This window comes from Pseudonocardia sp. NPDC049154 (assembly GCF_040648315.1).
Lineage (GTDB): Bacteria > Actinomycetota > Actinomycetes > Mycobacteriales > Pseudonocardiaceae > Pseudonocardia.
This window is the reverse complement of record NZ_JBEZDN010000085.1, coordinates 1-16,529: the sequence shown is the minus strand read 5'-3', so window position 1 is coordinate 16,529 and position 16,529 is coordinate 1. Positions and strand designations below refer to the sequence as shown.

General features: G+C 72.3%; 13 protein-coding genes. 7 read left to right on the top strand and 6 right to left on the bottom strand.

Going from position 1 to position 16,529, the window contains the following annotated elements:
• Nucleotides 1–15 precede the first annotated feature (15 nt).
• The 3 genes from AB0B41_RS30075 to AB0B41_RS30065 are packed head-to-tail and all read left to right on the top strand — an operon-like array spanning nt 16 to nt 4,654.
• Nucleotides 16–1,488 carry an aldehyde dehydrogenase family protein gene (locus AB0B41_RS30075; protein ID WP_358209273.1) on the top strand — a complete coding sequence of 491 codons (1,473 nt, stop codon included), beginning with the start codon at nt 16–18 and terminating at the stop codon, nt 1,486–1,488.
• Between the two features lie 47 nt (nt 1,489–1,535).
• Nucleotides 1,536–3,065, top strand: a complete 1,530-nt coding sequence (locus tag AB0B41_RS30070; protein ID WP_358209271.1) for an amino acid permease — start codon at nt 1,536–1,538, stop codon at nt 3,063–3,065.
• Complete coding sequence (locus AB0B41_RS30065) at nt 3,062–4,654, top strand: GMC family oxidoreductase N-terminal domain-containing protein (protein ID WP_358209269.1); 1,593 nt, start codon at nt 3,062–3,064, stop codon at nt 4,652–4,654. Before AB0B41_RS30070 ends, AB0B41_RS30065 begins: the two co-directional genes overlap by 4 nt.
• 28 nt (nt 4,655–4,682) lie before the next feature.
• On the opposite strand, the gene AB0B41_RS30060 is transcribed toward AB0B41_RS30065, so the two are convergent.
• A complete protein-coding gene (locus AB0B41_RS30060) occupies nt 4,683–5,552 on the bottom strand; it encodes a LysR family transcriptional regulator (RefSeq protein ID WP_358209267.1) in 870 nt (289 codons plus the stop codon).
• Nucleotides 5,553–5,664: 112 nt separating this feature from the next.
• Here AB0B41_RS30060 and AB0B41_RS30055 point away from each other — a divergent pair, with 112 nt between their 5' ends.
• The gene (locus AB0B41_RS30055; protein WP_358209265.1) at nt 5,665–6,990 is read left to right on the top strand and encodes an MFS transporter; all 1,326 of its coding nucleotides are present in this window, start codon (nt 5,665–5,667) and stop codon (nt 6,988–6,990) included.
• On the top strand, nt 6,987–8,456 hold the full coding sequence (locus tag AB0B41_RS30050) for an AMP-binding protein (protein ID WP_358209263.1): 1,470 nt from the start codon (nt 6,987–6,989) through the stop codon (nt 8,454–8,456). Before AB0B41_RS30055 ends, AB0B41_RS30050 begins: the two co-directional genes overlap by 4 nt.
• On the opposite strand, the gene AB0B41_RS30045 is transcribed toward AB0B41_RS30050, so the two are convergent.
• Both AB0B41_RS30045 and AB0B41_RS30040 read right to left on the bottom strand, forming a co-directional pair.
• Nucleotides 8,453–9,238, bottom strand: coding sequence for a helical backbone metal receptor (locus AB0B41_RS30045; protein WP_358209261.1), 786 nt, complete (start codon nt 9,236–9,238; stop codon nt 8,453–8,455). The two genes, AB0B41_RS30050 and AB0B41_RS30045, sit on opposite strands and share 4 nt — an antisense overlap.
• Nucleotides 9,239–9,251: 13 nt before the next feature.
• Complete coding sequence (locus tag AB0B41_RS30040; RefSeq protein WP_358209259.1) at nt 9,252–10,169, bottom strand: LysR family transcriptional regulator; 918 nt, start codon at nt 10,167–10,169, stop codon at nt 9,252–9,254.
• A gap of 67 nt (nt 10,170–10,236) precedes the next feature.
• On the opposite strand from AB0B41_RS30040, the gene AB0B41_RS30035 reads away from it, so the two are divergent.
• Nucleotides 10,237–11,472, top strand: a complete 1,236-nt coding sequence (locus tag AB0B41_RS30035) for an MFS transporter (protein ID WP_358209257.1) — start codon at nt 10,237–10,239, stop codon at nt 11,470–11,472.
• On the opposite strand, the gene AB0B41_RS30030 is transcribed toward AB0B41_RS30035, so the two are convergent.
• The gene (locus AB0B41_RS30030; RefSeq protein WP_358209254.1) at nt 11,441–11,608 is read right to left on the bottom strand and encodes a hypothetical protein; all 168 of its coding nucleotides are present in this window, start codon (nt 11,606–11,608) and stop codon (nt 11,441–11,443) included. The genes AB0B41_RS30035 and AB0B41_RS30030 overlap by 32 nt on opposite strands.
• Nucleotides 11,609–11,764: 156 nt before the next feature.
• On the bottom strand, nt 11,765–12,391 hold the full coding sequence (locus AB0B41_RS30025) for an NAD(P)H-dependent oxidoreductase (RefSeq protein WP_358209252.1): 627 nt from the start codon (nt 12,389–12,391) through the stop codon (nt 11,765–11,767).
• An 80-nt stretch (nt 12,392–12,471) separates the two neighbouring features.
• On the opposite strand from AB0B41_RS30025, the gene AB0B41_RS30020 reads away from it, so the two are divergent.
• Complete coding sequence (locus AB0B41_RS30020) at nt 12,472–12,915, top strand: MarR family transcriptional regulator (protein ID WP_358209250.1); 444 nt, start codon at nt 12,472–12,474, stop codon at nt 12,913–12,915.
• A 137-nt stretch (nt 12,916–13,052) separates the two neighbouring features.
• On the opposite strand, the gene icmF is transcribed toward AB0B41_RS30020, so the two are convergent.
• Nucleotides 13,053–16,271: a fused isobutyryl-CoA mutase/GTPase IcmF gene (gene icmF, locus AB0B41_RS30015; protein WP_358209247.1), complete on the bottom strand. Its 3,219-nt coding sequence runs from the start codon at nt 16,269–16,271 to the stop codon at nt 13,053–13,055.
• Between the last annotated feature and the right edge of the window lie 258 nt (nt 16,272–16,529).

Sequence of the window (16,529 nt, the reverse complement as noted above, 5' to 3'; positions counted from 1 at the left end):
AGCACGCTCACCGCCGTGCCAGACCTCTTCGTCGACGGCGGGTGGACCTCCGGGTCGGGTGGGACCGCCCAGGTGGTGAACCCCTTCGACGCCTCGGTGGTGCGCTCGGTGGACCAGGCGTCGGCGGCCGATGTGGACCGTGCGGTGGCGGCCGCGCGCCGGGCGTTCGACGACACCGCGGGGCCCTGGCGGACCACCGAGGCCCCCGAACGCGGCGCGCTGCTCCGCCGCGTCGCCGACCTCCTCGTGCGCGACAAGGAGGAGATCGCGCACACCGAGACCCTCGACACCGGCAAGACGCTGACCGAGAGCCGGATCGACGTCGACGACGTCACCGCGGTCTTCCGCTTCTACGCCGACCTGGCCGACAAGGACGCCGGACGCCTGGTCGAGACGGGGATCCCGACGGTCGTCAGCCGGGTGGTGCACGAGCCGGTCGGCGTGTGCGCGCTGGTCACGCCGTGGAACTACCCGCTGCTGCAGCTGTCGTGGAAGGTCGCGCCCGCGCTGGCGGCGGGCAACACGATGGTGATCAAGCCCAGCGAGGTCACCCCGCTCACCTCGATCCACCTCGTGAAGCTGTGCGAGGAGGCCGGGGTCCCGGCCGGCGTCGTCAACATCGTGCTGGGCGACGGGCCCGCGGTCGGCGCCCCGCTGACCGGCCATCCGGACGTCGACATGGTCAGCTTCACCGGCGGCCTCGCGACGGGGCGCGCTATCATCCGCGCCTCGGCCGAGACGGTCAAGCGGACCGCCGTGGAGCTCGGCGGCAAGAACCCGAACATCGTCTTCGCCGACACCGACTTCGAGCTGGCCGTGGACTACGCGATGCTCGCGGTGTTCCTGCACTCCGGCCAGGTGTGCTCGGCCGGTGCGCGGCTGATCGTCGAGGACTCCCTGCACGACGACCTGGTCGCCGAGGTCGCCCGGCGCGCCGCCCGGATCCGGCTGGGCAACGGCCTGGAGGAGGGCGTCGAGGTCGGGCCCCTGGTGTCCGAGGCACACCGGGCGAAGATCGAGGGCTTCGTGGCCGCGGCGCGGGAGGAGGGCGCGACGGTGGTGTGCGGCGGCGCCCGCCCGGACGACCCCGCGCTGGCGAAGGGCTTCTTCTACCTGCCCACGGTGCTCACCGACGTCACGCGCGACATGCGGGTGATCCGGGAGGAGACCTTCGGGCCGATCCTCACGGTCGAGCGCTTCACCACCGAGGAGCAGGCCGTCGAGCTGGGCAACGACACCGAGTACGGCCTGGCCGGCGCGGTGTTCACCCAGGACATGGGCCGCGCGCACCGGGTCGCCTCGGCGCTGCGGCACGGCACCGTGTGGATCAACGACTACCACCCGTACGTGCCCGGTGCGGAGTGGGGCGGGATGAAGCGGTCCGGCAACGGCCGCGAGCTCGGGCACGCCGGTCTCCACGAGTACCAGGAGGCCAAGCACGTGTGGCACAACACCGCCCCCGCGCCGCAGGGGTGGTTCAAGGGCTGAGCGGAGCTTGCGGAGCGAGCATCTGCACCGAACGGTCGGAGGCCTGTGTGAGCACGACGGAGAACGAGAAGCACGATCACGGACTCTCCGAGTTCGGGTACAGCCAGTCGCTCGACCGCAGCATCGGCAAGTTCGCCAGCTTCGCCGCCGGTGTCAGCTACATCTCGATCCTCACCGGCACCTTCCAGCTGTTCTACTTCGGCTTCGGGTTCGGCGGCCCGATGTACTGGTGGTCCTGGCCGATGGTGTTCGCCGGCCAGGTCATGGTGGCGCTGTGCTTCGCCGAGCTCGCCGGCCGCTACCCCGTGGCCGGCTCGGTCTACAACTGGTCCAAGCGCCTGGCCGGCCCGACGACGTCGTGGCTGGCCGGCTGGATGATGTTCACCGCGTCCGTGGTCACCCTGACCGCCGTGGTGCTGGCCTACCAGGTCACGCTGCCGCAGATCTGGTCCGGCTTCCAGCTCGTGGGCGACGGCACCGGGCCCACCGACTTCGCGGTCAGCGCCGTGATCTGGGGCGCGATCCTCATCCTGTTCACCACGCTGGTGAACGCGTTCGGCGTGAAGCTGATGGCGCGCATCAACAGCACGGGAGTGTTCATCGAGCTGATCGCGGCGGTGCTGCTGGTGATCCTGCTCGGCGTCAACATCGTCAACCCGCCGTCGGTGCTGCTCGACACGAACGGGATCGGGGCGGGACAACCCGGCGGCTACTTCGCGGCGTTCCTCGTCGCCTCGCTCGCCAGCGCGTACGTGATGTACGGCTTCGACACGGCGAGCTCGCTGGGGGAGGAGACCGTCGACCCGCGGCGGACGGCGCCCACGGCGATCCTGCGCGCGGTGATCGCCTCCTTCGTCATCGGCGGCCTCATCCTGCTGTTCGGCATCCTCGCGGCACCGAACCTGGCCGATCCGGCGCTGGGCGAGAGCAGCGGCGGCCTGCAGCTGATCGTCATCCAGGCCCTGGGCAGCACGCTGGGCAAGATCTTCCTCGTCACGATCGTCATCGCGATCACCGTCTGCGCGCTCGCGGTCCACACGGCGGCGATCCGGCTGATGTTCGCGATGGCCCGCGACAACGCGCTCCCGGGCGGCGCGCGGTTGGCCAAGATCGATCCGAAGCGCAAGACGCCGGTCGTCCCGGCGATCCTGATCGGCGTGGCGTCCGTGCTGATCCTGGTGGTGAACATCGGCTCGCCGGCGATCTTCACGGCCGTCACGAGCGTCGCGATCATCATGATCTACGTCGCGTACCTGCTGGTCACGGGTCCGATGCTGCTCAAGCGGCTGCGCGGGCAGTGGCCGGGGCCCGAGGGGGCCGCGAGCGGCTACTTCTCGCTCGGCAGGCTGGGGCTGCCGATCAACATCCTGGCCGTGGTGTGGGGCGCGGCGATGGCGCTGAACCTGGCCTGGCCCCGCGCGGACGTCTACGGCGAGGGCGTCCTGCGCTGGATCGCGTTCATCTTCATCGGGGCGGTGGCGCTGATCGGGCTGCTGTGGTTCCGGCTCAAGGGCCGCCACCAGCTCGGCACGCTGCCCGAGCACATGGCGAAGCAGATGGAGGGGGAGCTGCCGTGACGGGAGCGCACATCGGGGAGGCGCCGGGCACCGGCGGCGGCGAGACGTTCGACTACGTGGTGGTCGGGGGCGGGTCCGCGGGCTGTGCGGTCGCCGCCCGGCTGTCCGAGGACCCGTCGGTCACGGTGTGCCTGCTGGAGGCGGGCCCGTCCGACGTCGGGGACCCGGCGATCCTGCGCCTCGAGGACTGGATGTACCTCCTCGACTCCGGCTACGACTGGGACTACCTCGTCGAGCCCCAGGAGCACGGGAACTCCTTCCTGCGGCACGCCCGCGCCAAGGTCCTGGGCGGCTGCTCCTCGCACAACTCCTGCATCGCGTTCTGGACCCCGCGCGAGGACCTCGACGAGTGGGCGTCCCAGGGCTGCGAGGGCTGGACGGCGGACGAGTGCTGGCCGCTGATCCGCCGGCTGGAGACCAACGACGGCCCGTGGGAGGGCCACGGCCGCTCCGGCCCGGTGAACCTCATGCAGGTTCCGCCGGACGACCCGTGCGGCGTCGCGGTGCTCGAGGCCTGCGCGGCCGTCGGGATGCCGACCGTGCGGTTCAACGAGGGCGTCACGATCACCGAGGGCGCCGGCTTCTTCCAGATCAACTCGTTCCCGGACGGCACGCGGTCGTCGGCCTCGGTCAGCTACCTGCACCCGGTCATGGGCACGCGCACGAACCTCGAGGTCCGCACCGACTCGTGGGCCGCGCGGGTGCTCTTCGACGGCACGCGCGCGACGGGCGTCGAGTACCAGCGCGGCATCGGCCCGGGCCGCCAGGTCGTGCGGGCGGCCCGCGAGGTGATCCTCTCGAACGGCGCGATCGACACCCCGAAGCTGCTGATGCTCTCCGGGATCGGGCCCGCCGAGCACCTGCGGGACTTCGGCGTGGAGGTCCTGGTCGACGCCCCCGGCGTCGGGGCCAACCTCGACGACCACGTCGAGGGCCTGGTCATGTGGGACGCGGCGCGGCCGATGGTCGAGCGCTCCACGCAGTGGTGGGAGATCGGGCTGTTCCACTGCACGCTGCCGGGGCTCGACCGGCCGGACCTGATGATGCACTACGGCTCGGTGCCGTTCGACCTGAACACCGTGCGCTGGGGCTACCCGACCACGGACAACGGCTTCTGCCTCACCCCGAACGTCACCCGCGGCCGGTCGCGGGGCACGGTGCGGCTGCGCAGCCGGGACTTCCGCGACCGCGCCCGGGTGGACCCGCGCTACTTCACCGATCCCGAGGGCCACGACATGCGGGTCATGACGGAGGGGATCCGGCTGGCCCGGCGCATCGCCGAGCAGCCCGCGCTGAAGGAGTGGGTGGCGCGGGAGCTGGCGCCCGGGCCGGAGGCGGTGCGGGACGACGAGATCGAGGACTACATCGTCAAGACGCACAACACCGTCTACCACCCGGCGTGCACGGTGAAGATGGGCCCGGCGACGGACCCGAAGGCGCCGCTGGACCCGCAGCTGCGGGTGCGCGGGGTGGAGAACCTGCGGGTGGCCGACGCGTCGGTGCTGCCCTTCCTGCCCGCGATCAACCCCAACATCACCACGATGATGGTCGGCGAGAAGTGCGCCGACCTGCTGAAGGCGAGCCGGTAGCCCGCTGCCCGGCGCCGCCGAGCCGAGCTCACCCCGCGGCGTCGAGCAGGGCGGCCAGTACCGGGTTCGTGTTGTCGGTGCGCCAGGCGAGCCCGAGCGGGCAGACGTGCTCGGTGGTCAGCGGGCGGATCACGGTCCCGGGGACGGCGAGCTCCGCGGCCGGGTCGAGGGCGAGCCCGACGCCCACGCCCGCGCCGACCAGGGACAGCAGGGTGTGGGTGTCGGGTGCCTCCTGCACCACCCGGGGCGCGAACCCGGCCTGCTGGCAGGCGGCGTCGATGGCGCCGCGCAGCACCGCCATCCGCTGCGAGGGGTAGGCGATGAAGGGCTCGCCGGCGATCGCGGCCAGATCGACGGCCTCGTCCCCGGCGAAGCGGTGCCCGGCCGGGAGGGCGAGCACCAGGGTGTTGCGGGCGATCTCCCGCACGGTGAGGCCGGTGCCGTCTACCGGCATCCGCAGCAGGGCGGCGTCGATCAGGTCCTGCCGCAGGTCCTCGGCCAGCTCGCCGCTGAAGTGCCCGGTGACCAGGGCGAGCGTCGCGTCGGGGTGCAGCGCGCGGAACCGGTGGGCGATCGCCTGGAGCTCGCGGTAGGAGCTGGAGCCGGCGAACCCGAGCCGGACGGTGCCGGTCTCGCCGGACGCCGCCCGCCGCGCCGCGGCCACGGCCTCGTCGGCCGCCGCGAGCGCCCGTCGGGCCTCGGCGAGGAACGCGGTGCCCGCCGCGGTGAGCGCGACGTGCCGGGTGTGCCGGTCGAGCAGCCGGGTCCCGACCTCCCGCTCGAGCCGGCGGATCTGCTGCGAGAGCGGGGGCTGCGACATCCGCAGCCGGGCGGCGGCGCGGCCGAAGTGCAGCTCCTCGGCGACGACGGTGAAGGCCTGCAGGTGCCGGAGTTCCATGGCGCGATTATGTCGCGGGATCGACCGAATGGGAGCGCGAATGGTCTCAGCGGCGACCGGATCGGCACGTAGGGTCCCGGAAAACACGTCGAGTGCGAAGGGGCACGACGGCATGGCGAACCCGGCGACGGGCACCACCGGATCGATGCGCCGCAAGGCCGGCATCGCGTCCTTCGTGGGCACGACGATCGAGTGGTACGACTTCTACATCTACGGCATGGCGTCCGCGCTGGTCCTGGGGCCGTTGTTCTTCCCGGACGTGTCCGACGCGGCAGGCGTGCTGGCCGCGTTCGCCACGTTCTGGGTCGGCTTCCTGGCCCGCCCGGTCGGCGGCATCGTGTTCGGCCACCTCGGCGACCGGCTGGGCCGCAAGACCGCCCTGGTCGCGACGCTGCTGCTGATGGGCCTGGCGACGCTGGGCGTCGGGCTGCTGCCGACCTACGCGCAGATCGGCGTGTGGGCGCCGGTCCTGCTCGTCGCGATGCGGCTGGTGCAGGGGCTGGCGGTCGGCGGCGAGTGGGGCGGCGCGGTGCTCATCGCGTCGGAGCACGCGTCGAAGAACCGGCGGATCCTCTACGGCGCCTTCGCCCAGCAGGGCTCGCCGGCCGGGCAGATGCTCGCCTCGGGCTCGTTCGCGCTCGCCGCGATGCTGCCCGAGGAGGACTTCCTGGCGTGGGGCTGGCGCGTGCCGTTCCTGGTGTCCGCGGCGCTGGTCGTGGTCGGGCTGGTGATCCGGCTGCGGATCGAGGAGAGCCCGGAGCTCGCGGCGCTGCGCCGCTCGGGCACCACCGCCCGCTTCCCGGTCGTCGAGCTGCTGCGCAGCGCCAAGGGCATGGTCCTGCTGGCGCTCGGCGCGTGCGCCCTGGTCGCGGCCGCCGCGTACTTCAAGAACACCTTCGCGCTCTCGTGGGCGACGACGGAGCTCGGCTTCGACCGGCAGGACTTCCTGAACGTCGTGCTGATCTCCAGCACCGTCCAGTTCCTCACCCAGCCGCTCGGTGCGGTCATGGCCACGTGGTGGAACCCGCGGAAGGTCGTGATCGCCCTGCTGCTGTGCGAGATCCCGCTGTTCCCGCTGATGTTCGCGCTGATCGGCACCGGGAGCTTCGGCCTCGCCGCGCTGGGCATGGCGCTGGCGACCTTGCCGCACACGATGTACTACGCGATGCTCGCGGGGATGCTCGCCGAGGCCTTCCCGACGCGGATGCGCTACACCGCGATCTCCCTCGCCTACGCGCTGGCCGGGACCCTGTTCGGCGGCACGGCGCCGCTGATCGGGCAGGCCCTGCTCACCGCCACGGGCTCGATCGTGCCGGTGGTGGCCTACTCCGTGGTGATCGTGCTCCTGTCGCTGGTCTGCGCCGTCGCGATCCTGCGCCGCGGTCCCGCGCCGGACGAGCCCTCCGTGCAACCGACCTTGCGGGAGGCCCGCGCGTGAGCGGCGCCCCCGGCACCGCCCTCGCCGTCCGGCTGCGGGAGCTCGCCGCCGCCGCGCCGGACGCCCCCGCGCTCACCGACGAGCACGGCCGCGTCACCCGCCGGGAGCTCGACGAGCGCTCCACCCGGCTGGCCCGCCGGTTCGCGGAGCTGGGCGTGGGGTACGGCGACTTCGTCTCGATCGCGCTGCCCAACGGGATCCGGCACGTCGAGTGCTCGCTGGCGGCGTGGAAGCTCGGGGCGGTGCCGCAGCCGCTGTCCCACCGGCTGCCGCCCGCGGAGCTCGCCGCGCTGGTGGACATCGCGGACCCGGCGCTGGTCGTGGGCCTCGACCCGGGCGACGGGCGGCCCTGGCTGACCGGGGACGAGGACCTCGCGACCGGCGACACGACGCCGCTGCCCGACGTCGTCGGACCCTCGTGGAAGGCGCCCACGTCGGGTGGCAGCACCGGGCGCCCCAAGCTGATCGTGGCGGGGCAGGAGGCGAGCGTGGAGGCCGTGCTCGCCCGCGCCCCGCTGCTGCGGATCGACCGGGACGGGGTGTTCCTGTCGACCGCGCCGCTCTACCACAACGCGCCGTACATGTTCTCGCTGATGGCGCTGCTGCAGGGGCACCACGTCGTCCTCATGGGACGGTTCGACGCCGCCCGTGCGCTCGACCTCGTGGCCCGGCACCGCGCGACCTGGCTGTACGTGGTGCCCACGATGATGGGCCGGATGCTGCGGCTGCCCGCCGCGGTCCGCGAGGCGGCGGACCTGTCGTCGCTGCGGACCGTGCTGCACGTCGGCGCGCCCTGCCCGCCGCACGTCAAGCGCGGCTGGCTGGACTGGGTGGGACCGGAGACGGTGATCGAGCTGTACTCGGGCACCGAGGCGCAGGCCAACTGCATGATCGACGGCCGGGAGTGGCTGGAGCGGCCGGGCTCGGTCGGGCGCGTGCAGCGCGGACGGATGAGCGTGCGCGGCGAGGACTTCCGCGAGCTGCCGCCCGGCGAGGTCGGCGAGATCTGGATGCGGCCGGACGGGGAGGCGACGACCTACCGGTACGTCGGGGCCGAGGCCCGCGAGCGCGACGGGTGGGAGTCGTTGGGGGACATGGGCTCCTTCGACGCCGACGGCTACCTCTACCTCGCCGACCGGCAGACCGACATGATCCTGGTCGGCGGGGCCAACGTGTACCCGGCCGAGGTCGAGTCCGCGCTGTGCGAGCACCCCGCGGTGCTCTCGGCCGCGGTGATCGGGCTGCCGGACGAGGACTACGGCAGCGTGGTGCACGGGATCGTGCAGGTCGGGGGGCCCGTCGACGGACAGGTGACCGGGGAGGAGCTGCGCGAGTTCGTGCGCGGCCGGCTCGCCCCGTACAAGGTGCCGCGGACCGTCGAGCTGACCGCCGACCCCCTGCGGGACGACGCCGGCAAGGTCCGCCGCAGCGCCCTGCGGGAGGCCCGCCTCCCGCAGGCCTCCTAGCCGCCGCCCCGGGGAGCCCGCCTCCCGCCGGCCTCCTCACCGCGCAGCGCTTCGGGCAGCACTCGCGCCGCCTCCACCAGGCTCGGCCCGTACCAGGTCAGCAGCCGCCCGCTGACCAGCACGGACGGGGCGGTGAAGGCCTCGGGGCCGTCGTCGGCGGTGAAGAGGTACGGCTCGTCCGGCAGCACCACGAGATCGTGCGCGGGCAGGTCGGCCGGGTCGAACCGCGGGTAGCGCCCGGGGGAGTCGGCCAGGACGTTGTCCACGCCGAGCCGGGCGAGCACCGCGCCGGTGAAGGTGTCCGAGCCGCAGGCCATCCACGGCCTGCGCCAGATCGGCACCACGGCGCGGCGCCGTTCGGCCGGCTCCGGGAGGGCGGCCCACAGCCGGCGGGCCTCGGCGAGCCACGCCGGCTCGTCGAACCCGCAGGCGGCGAGCATGCGGCCGAGCGAGTCCAGGCCGCCGTCGACGGTCCGGATGTCGGTGACGTAGACGGCGAGCCCCGCGTCGCGCAGCCGCTGCAGGTCGCCGGGCTTGTTCTCCTCCTGGTTGGCCAGCACCAGGTCCGGCTCGAGCGCGACGATCGCCTCGACGTCCGGGTTCTTGGTGCCGCGCACCCGCGGCACGTCGAGGTCCCCGGGGTGGGTGCACCAGTCCGTGGCGGCGACGAGCCGGGAGACGTCCGTGGCCCCGACCGCCTCGGTCAGCGAGGGCACGATCGACGCGATCCGCTCGACCTTCGCCGGTACGTCGACCTCGCGGCCCTCGTCGTCGATCACCATGGGTCCCACCGTCTCACGTCGCGAACAGCGGTGTCGTGTGGTTGCGGACGAACTCACGGAACGCCCGCGCGGGCGCGCTCGCCCGGCGCTCCCGGGACCGGACGAGTCCGATCACGCGGATCGTGCGGGGACGCGTCACCGGCAGCTCGACGACGCCCGGTGGCGGCCCGTGGTGCGACATCGGCACCAGCGCCACCCCCAGGCCCGCCCGGACGAACCCGCGGACCGTCGCGGAGTCCCCCGACTCGAAGGCCAGCCGCGGGGTGAAGCCCGCGTCGCGGCACCAGCGGTCGACCGCGGCCCGCAGGCCGTTGCCGGGCAGGAAGCCGATGAACCGCTCGGCGGCGGCGTCGGCGAGGGGGAGCCCGTCGCGGCGCTCCGCGAGCGGATGGTCGGCGGGGACCGCGAGCCGCAGCTCCTCCTCGCCCAGGGGGTCCGCGGTGAACGCGGCCTCCTCGGGCAGGGGAGAGGTGAGCGCGAGATCGGCGGCGCCCTCCCGGATCCACTGCAGCAGCGTGTGGTGCGGGGCCTGGAGCAGGTCGAACCGGATCCCCGGTTGCACCGCCCGGAACTCGCCGACCAGTCGCGGGACGACCTCGGTGCCCAGCGTGGGCAGGAACGCGAGCGTGATCCGTCCCTGCACGCTGTCGACCTCGCCGGCCAGCTCGCGGGCGCCGGTGGCGAGCTCGGCGAGGGAGCGCTCGGCGTAGCGCAGCAGCAGCCGGCCCTCGCGCGTGAGCCGCACGGTGCGGCCGCTGCGGACGAACAGCGAGGCACCGAGCTCGCGCTCCAGGCGGGCGATGCCGCGCGACAGTGTGGACTGCGGCACACCAAGCTCGTCCGCGGCGTGCGTGACGTGCTCGGCCCGCCCCACGGCGACGAACCAGCGCAACCGGGGTGCGAGCGCGGTCAGGACCACCGACTCATCCATTACTGCATCATCGCACCCGATCAGATGCATTGGACGCATGCTGGGCCTGGTCGTACGGTCGGTAGCGATGACAACGACCGCCCCTGCCGCCGCCCCGTCCGCCGCCCTCGGTCACGAGCGCGGCAGCCCGGGCTACCGCCGCCTCGGGCTGGCGATGTGGTGCACCGGGCTGGCGACGTTCGTGCTGGTCTACGCGGTGCAGGGGCTGCTGCCCACGCTCGCCGACGAGTTCGGCGTCTCGTCGGGGACCTCGAGCCTGGCGCTGTCGGCGACCACGCTCACCCTTGCGCTCGCGATCGTCCCGTTGTCCGCGGTGGCCGAGGCCTGGGGCCGCGCCCGCGTGATGACGGTCGCGCTGGCCGGGTCGGCGGTCCTCGGCGTGCTCGCCCCGCTCGCGCCGACCTTCGGAGCGCTCGTCGGGATCCGTGCGCTGCAGGGGATCGCGCTGGCCGCGCTGCCGGCACTGGCCATGTCCCATGTGACCCGCGAGGTCGCGCCGCGGCACCTCGGCGGCGCCGTCGGTCTGCTCATCGCCGGCAACACCATCGGCGGGCTCTCCGGGCGGCTCATCGCCACCGCGGTCGCCGACGTCGCGGGCTGGCGGCTCGCACTGCTGGCCGTCGGGCTGGTGTCGCTGGCGTGCACCGTCGCCTTCCGGCTGCTGCTGCCGCCGTCGGTCGCGCCGGCCGCTCCGCGCGTCCGACTCGGCGAGCTCGGCGGGCCGATCCTGCGGCACCTGCGCGACCCGGGCCTGCTGTGCCTGTTCGGCATCGGCTTCCTGCTGATGGGCTCGTTCGTGACCGTCTACAACTACCTGGGCTTCCGGCTGCTGCGCGCCCCGTTCGGGCTGCCCGCGGCGCTGGTCGCGCTGATCTTCCTCGGGTACCTCGCCGGATCCTACGCGTCGACGGCGGCGGGCCGGCTCGGGGACCGGTTCGGCCGCCGGAAGGTCATGTGGATCGGCACCGTGGTCGCGGTCGCCGGGGCGTGGGTCACCGTGCCGGCCTGGCTGCCGACGGTCCTGGCCGGGCTGCTCCTGGTCACGGTCGGGTTCTTCGCCGGGCACTCGCTGGCCAGCAGCTGGGTGGGCCGCCGCTCGTCCATGCTGGCCGAGGGCTCGCCGGGCATCGCCTCGTCGCTCTACCTGTTCGGCTACTACGCGGGCAGCAGCGTCGGCGGCACCGTCGGCGGGGTGGTGTTCGACCACGCCGGCTGGACCGGGGTCGTCGGCTACCTCACCGTGCTGCTCGCCGGCGCGCTCGCCCTGGCCCTCACCCTGCGGCGGATCCCGACTCCGGCCTGACGTACTCCCGGTCGTAGGACCGCGCCGGCTGCCCGGCCAGGACGCGCCGGACGTCGTCGCCCGCGTGCCACCCGGACTGCATCGCCACCTCGGCGACGCCGGGCAGGTTGTCGAGGCTCATGACGTCGCCGACCACGCGGATCTCCGGATGGCCCGCGACGGTGAGGTCCGGCTCGACGGGGATCCGGCCCCGCCGCTCCTGCGTGCCGCCGCTGTTCCCGCTCCTACCCTCGATGAGCGAACGGCGCTCTCGCTCACCAGGAATGAGCGAGAGCGCCGTTCGCTCACGGGATCACCAGGTCTTGGCCAGCTCCCGTGCCCGGGCGTGGGCGGCCTGCCGGGCCGTGTCCGCGTCCGCGGTGACGAGGTTCGGGCGGAAGTGGATCTCCTCGACCTCCTCGATCCCGGCCCAGTGCAGCCAGTCGGTGAAGAAGGTGGACTGGAAGTCGCGGCCGAAGGCCGGTCCGCGGCCGGGGCCGTAGACCGCGCTGGTGTAGACCACGGCGGCCTTCTTCCCCTGCAGCAGCCCGGTGTACCCCCGTTCCGGGTCGAAGCCGAACACCAGACCGGGTTGGCTGATCACGTCGATCAGCTGTTTGAGCACGTAGGGCACGCCGGCGTTCCACATCGGGACACTGAACAGGTAGCGGTCGGCCGCGTCGAACCGGCGGAACTCGGCGACAGCCGCGGACCACGCCGCCGCGCCCTCGCCCTCGGGCTCCCGGCCGGCGAACACCTCCATCTTCGCCGCGGCCGCCGGGGGGCCGAAGGCGGGCAGCGTGCCGTCCCACAGGTCGCGATGGGTGATCTCGGCCCCGGGGTGCGTCTCGGCGTAGACGTCCAGGAACGTGCTCGCGATCGCGAGGGACTCGGAGGCGGCACCGCGGGGCGAGGCGGCGACGTGCAGCAAGCGGGCCATCGGGAGCTCCTTCGGTTGTAGTGCGTGCGCACGCACATAGTAGACACGATGCGTGCGCACGCACAAGCTATGCTGCCCGGATGGAACCGGACGACGCGGGCGTGGCGGCCTGGGCCGCGCTCCTGCGGACCCACGCCGCGGTGCTCCGCGAGCTGGAGCGCGACCTGGAGCGCGCCCAGGGCATGCCGCTGACCTGGTACGACGTGCTGCTCGAGCTCAACTCGGCGCCCGAGCGCCGGCTGCGGATGCAGGAACTGGGGGAGCGGGCGGTGGTGTCGCGCTCCCGGGTGAGCCGGATTGTCGACGAGCTGGCGCGGGCGGGTCTCGTCGTGCGCGAGCAGGACCCGGCCGACCGGCGCGGGAGCTGGGCGGTCCTCACGCCCGCGGGGCGGGAGCGCCTGCGCGCCGCGGCGCCGGGCTACCTCGACGGGATCGCGAGGCACTTCGCCGACCACCTCACGCCGGAGGAACGCGACACGATCGCGGCCGCCCTGCAGCGCGTCCTCGCCGCCCACACGCGGTGAGCGAACGGCGCTCTCGTTCACGAGGAATGAGCGAGCGCGCCGTTCGCTCATCTCGGGGCTCGGGGCTCGGGGCTGACATGGACGTCGCCCCGCACTGACCAGGTGCGGGGCGACGCGGGTGTGGGCGGGCGAACCGGCTACATGTTGCGCCGGTACTGGCCCCCCACCTCGAAGAAGGCGTCCGTGAGCTGCCCCAGCGAGCAGACCCGGGCGGCCTTCATCAGCTCGTCGAACACGTTGCCCTCGCCGGTCGCGACGTCCTGCAGCCGGCGGATCGCCTGCTCGGCCTCGGACTTGTGCCGACCCTGGAAGTCCGCCAGCCGGTCGAGCTGGGACTTCTTCTCGGCCTCGGTGCCGCGGGCGAGCTCGATCTCCTGCGGCTCCTCGTCGTCCGCCCCCGGCTTGCGGAAGGTGTTCACGCCGACGATCGGGAGCGTGCCCTCGTGCTTGCGGTGCTCGTAGAGCATCGACTCGTCCTGGATCTTGCCCCGCTGGTAGCCGGTCTCCATGGCGCCCAGGACGCCGCCGCGCTCGGCGATCCGGTCGAACTCGGCGAGCACGGCCTCCTCGACCAGGTCGGTGAGCTCGTCGACGATGAACGACCCCTGCAGCGGGTTCTCGTTCATCGACAGGCCCCACTCGCGGTTGATGATCAGCTGGATCGCCATCGCACGCCGCACCGAGGACTCGGTCGGGGTGGTGATCGCCTCGTCGTAGGCGTTGGTGTGCAACGAGTTCGCGTTGTCGTAGAGCGCGCAGAGGGCCTGCAGCGTGGTCCGGATGTCGTTGAAGTTCATCTCCTGCGCGTGCAGGGACCGGCCCGACGTCTGGACGTGGTACTTCAGCTTCTGCGAACGCTCGTTGGCGCCGTACTTCTCCCGCATCGCCACGGCCCAGATCCGTCGCGCGACCCGGCCGATGACCGTGTACTCGGCGTCCATGCCGTTGGAGAAGAAGAAGGACAGGTTGGGCGCGAAGTCGTCGATGTCCATGCCGCGCGCCAGGTAGCTCTCCACGAACGTGAAGCCGTTGGACAGCGTGAACGCGAGCTGGCTGATGGGGTTCGCCCCGGCCTCGGCGATGTGGTAGCCGGAGATCGAGACGGAGTAGAAGTTCCGCACCTTGTGCTGGATGAACCACTCCTGGATGTCGGCCATCATCCGGAGCGAGAACTCGGTGGAGAAGATGCAGGTGTTCTGGCCCTGGTCCTCCTTGAGGATGTCGGCCTGCACCGTGCCGCGGACGTTGGCGTAGGCGAAGGCGGTCAGCTCCTCGCGCTCGGCCTCGTCGGGCTCGCGGCCCTCCTCCTCGCGGAACTTCTCGACCTGCTGGTCCACCGCGGCGTTGAGGAAGAACGCCAGGATCGTCGGCGCCGGGCCGTTGATCGTCATCGACACCGACGTGGTGGGCGAGCAGAGGTCGAAGCCGGCGTACAGCTCCTTCATGTCGTCGAGCGTCGCGATCGAGACGCCGGACGTGCCGACCTTGCCGTAGATGTCCGGGCGGGTGTCCGGGTCGTGCCCGTAGAGGGTCACCGAGTCGAACGCCGTGGACAGCCGCTTGGCGTCCGAGTCCTCGGACAGGTACTTGAACCGGCGGTTGGTGCGGAACGGGTCGCCCTCGCCGGCGAACATGCGGGCCGGGTCCTCGCCCTCCCGCTTGAACGGGAACACACCGGCGGTGAACGGGAACTTCCCGGGCAGGTTCTCCCTGCGCAGGAAGCGCAGCAGCTCGGCGTCCTCGGTGTAGCGCGGCAGCGCCACCCGCGGGACCTTGTTGCCCGACAGCGTCTCCCGGGTCAGCTGGGTGCGCAGCTCCTTGTCGCGCACCTTCACCACGAGCTCGTCGCCGGAGTAGTCCTCGACGACCTGCGGCCAGGTGTCGATCAGCTGCGCGGCCTCCGCGGAGAGGTCCTGCTCGGCCTTCTGCAACGCCTCGTCGACCGAGTCGCCGACGAGCTCCTTCGCGGTGCGCAGGTGCTGGCGGACGCGGGCGTTCGTGGCCTCGGACTCCGTGTCCTCGTGGTAGCCGCGGACGGTCTCCGCGATCTCGGCGAGGTAGCGCACCCGCTCCGGCGGGATCACCGCGGCGTACTCGGTGGAGGTCTTGCGGTCCACCTTCGGCAGCCGGCCCTCGTGCAGCGTCAGGCCGTTCTCGGTCAGCAGCGCACCGAGCTTCTGGTACAGCGCGGTCACGCCGTCGTCGTTGAACGTGGCGGCGGAGGTGCCGTAGACCGGCATGTCCTCCCAGCTCTCGCCGAACGCGTCCCGGTTGCGCACGAGCTGGCGCCCGACGTCCCGGCGCGCGTCCTCGGCGCCGCGGCGCTCGAACTTGTTGATCGCCACGACGTCGGCGAAGTCCAGCATGTCGATCTTCTCGAGCTGCGACGCGGCGCCGAACTCCGGCGTCATCACGTACAGCGAGCGGTCGACGAACGGGACGATGCCGGCGTCGCCCTGGCCGATGCCCGGGGTCTCGACGACGACCAGGTCGAACCCGGCCGCCTTGAGCACCGAGATCACGTCGCCGAGGTTCTCGGGGATCACGCCGTCGTTGCCGCGGGTGGCCAGCGAGCGGAAGTAGACCTGGTCGCCCTTGAGCGCGTTCATCCGGATCCGGTCGCCGAGCAGCGCTCCGCCGCCCTTGCGCCGGGTCGGGTCCACGGCCAGCACCGCGATCCGGAGCTTGTCCTCCTGGTCGAGGCGGAAGCGGCGGACCAGCTCGTCCGTCAGCGAGGACTTGCCGGAGCCGCCGGTGCCGGTGATGCCCAGGACCGGGACCTGCTTCTCGGAGGCCTTGACCCGCTCCAGCACGTCGGCCGGCAGCGCGCCGGACTCGGCGAGGGTCAGGGCCCGGGCCAGGGTGGCGGTCTCGCCGGTGAACACCCCGTCGTACGACGCCGGGGGCTCGGCCGCGAGATCGGTGTCGCACTCGCGGATCATCAGGTTGATCATGCCCGGCAGGCCGAGGCGCTGGCCGTCATCCGGGGAGAAGATCCGCGAGACGCCGCGGGAGTGCAGCAGCTCGATCTCCTCGTGGACGATCACGCCGCCCCCGCCGCCGTACACCTTCACGTGCCCGGCGCCGCGCTCGCGCAGCAGTTCGACCAGGTAGGAGAAGTACTCGACGTGCCCGCCCTGGTACGAGCTGATGGCGACGCCCTGCACGTCCTCCTGGATCGCCGCGGTGACGACCTCGTCGACCGAGCGGTTGTGACCCAGGTGGATCACCTCGGCGCCCTGCCGCTGCAGGATGCGCCGCATGATGTTGATCGCCGCGTCGTGCCCGTCGAACAGGCTCGCGGCCGTCACGAAGCGGATCGGGTTCTTCGGGACGTAGAGCTCGCTGTCACCCATGGATCGGACCTCCTGCACGACGACGTACCCCGCACATTTAGTTTGACATCCTAGTATCGGACGTACAAGAGATCGCGATGTGACGTCGGTCGGACGCGTTACCGCAGGTCAAATCAGGTCGTGAGCGCGAACTGACGCTCTAGGAGGCTGCTGAAAAGGTCGCGGCGTGGGTTCGGGTGTTGATCTCGCCCGGCTGGCAGGCTGGGCGGGTGCAGGGTCGGTCTGATCCGCAGCGTGAGCTGCTTGATGTCGAGTCCG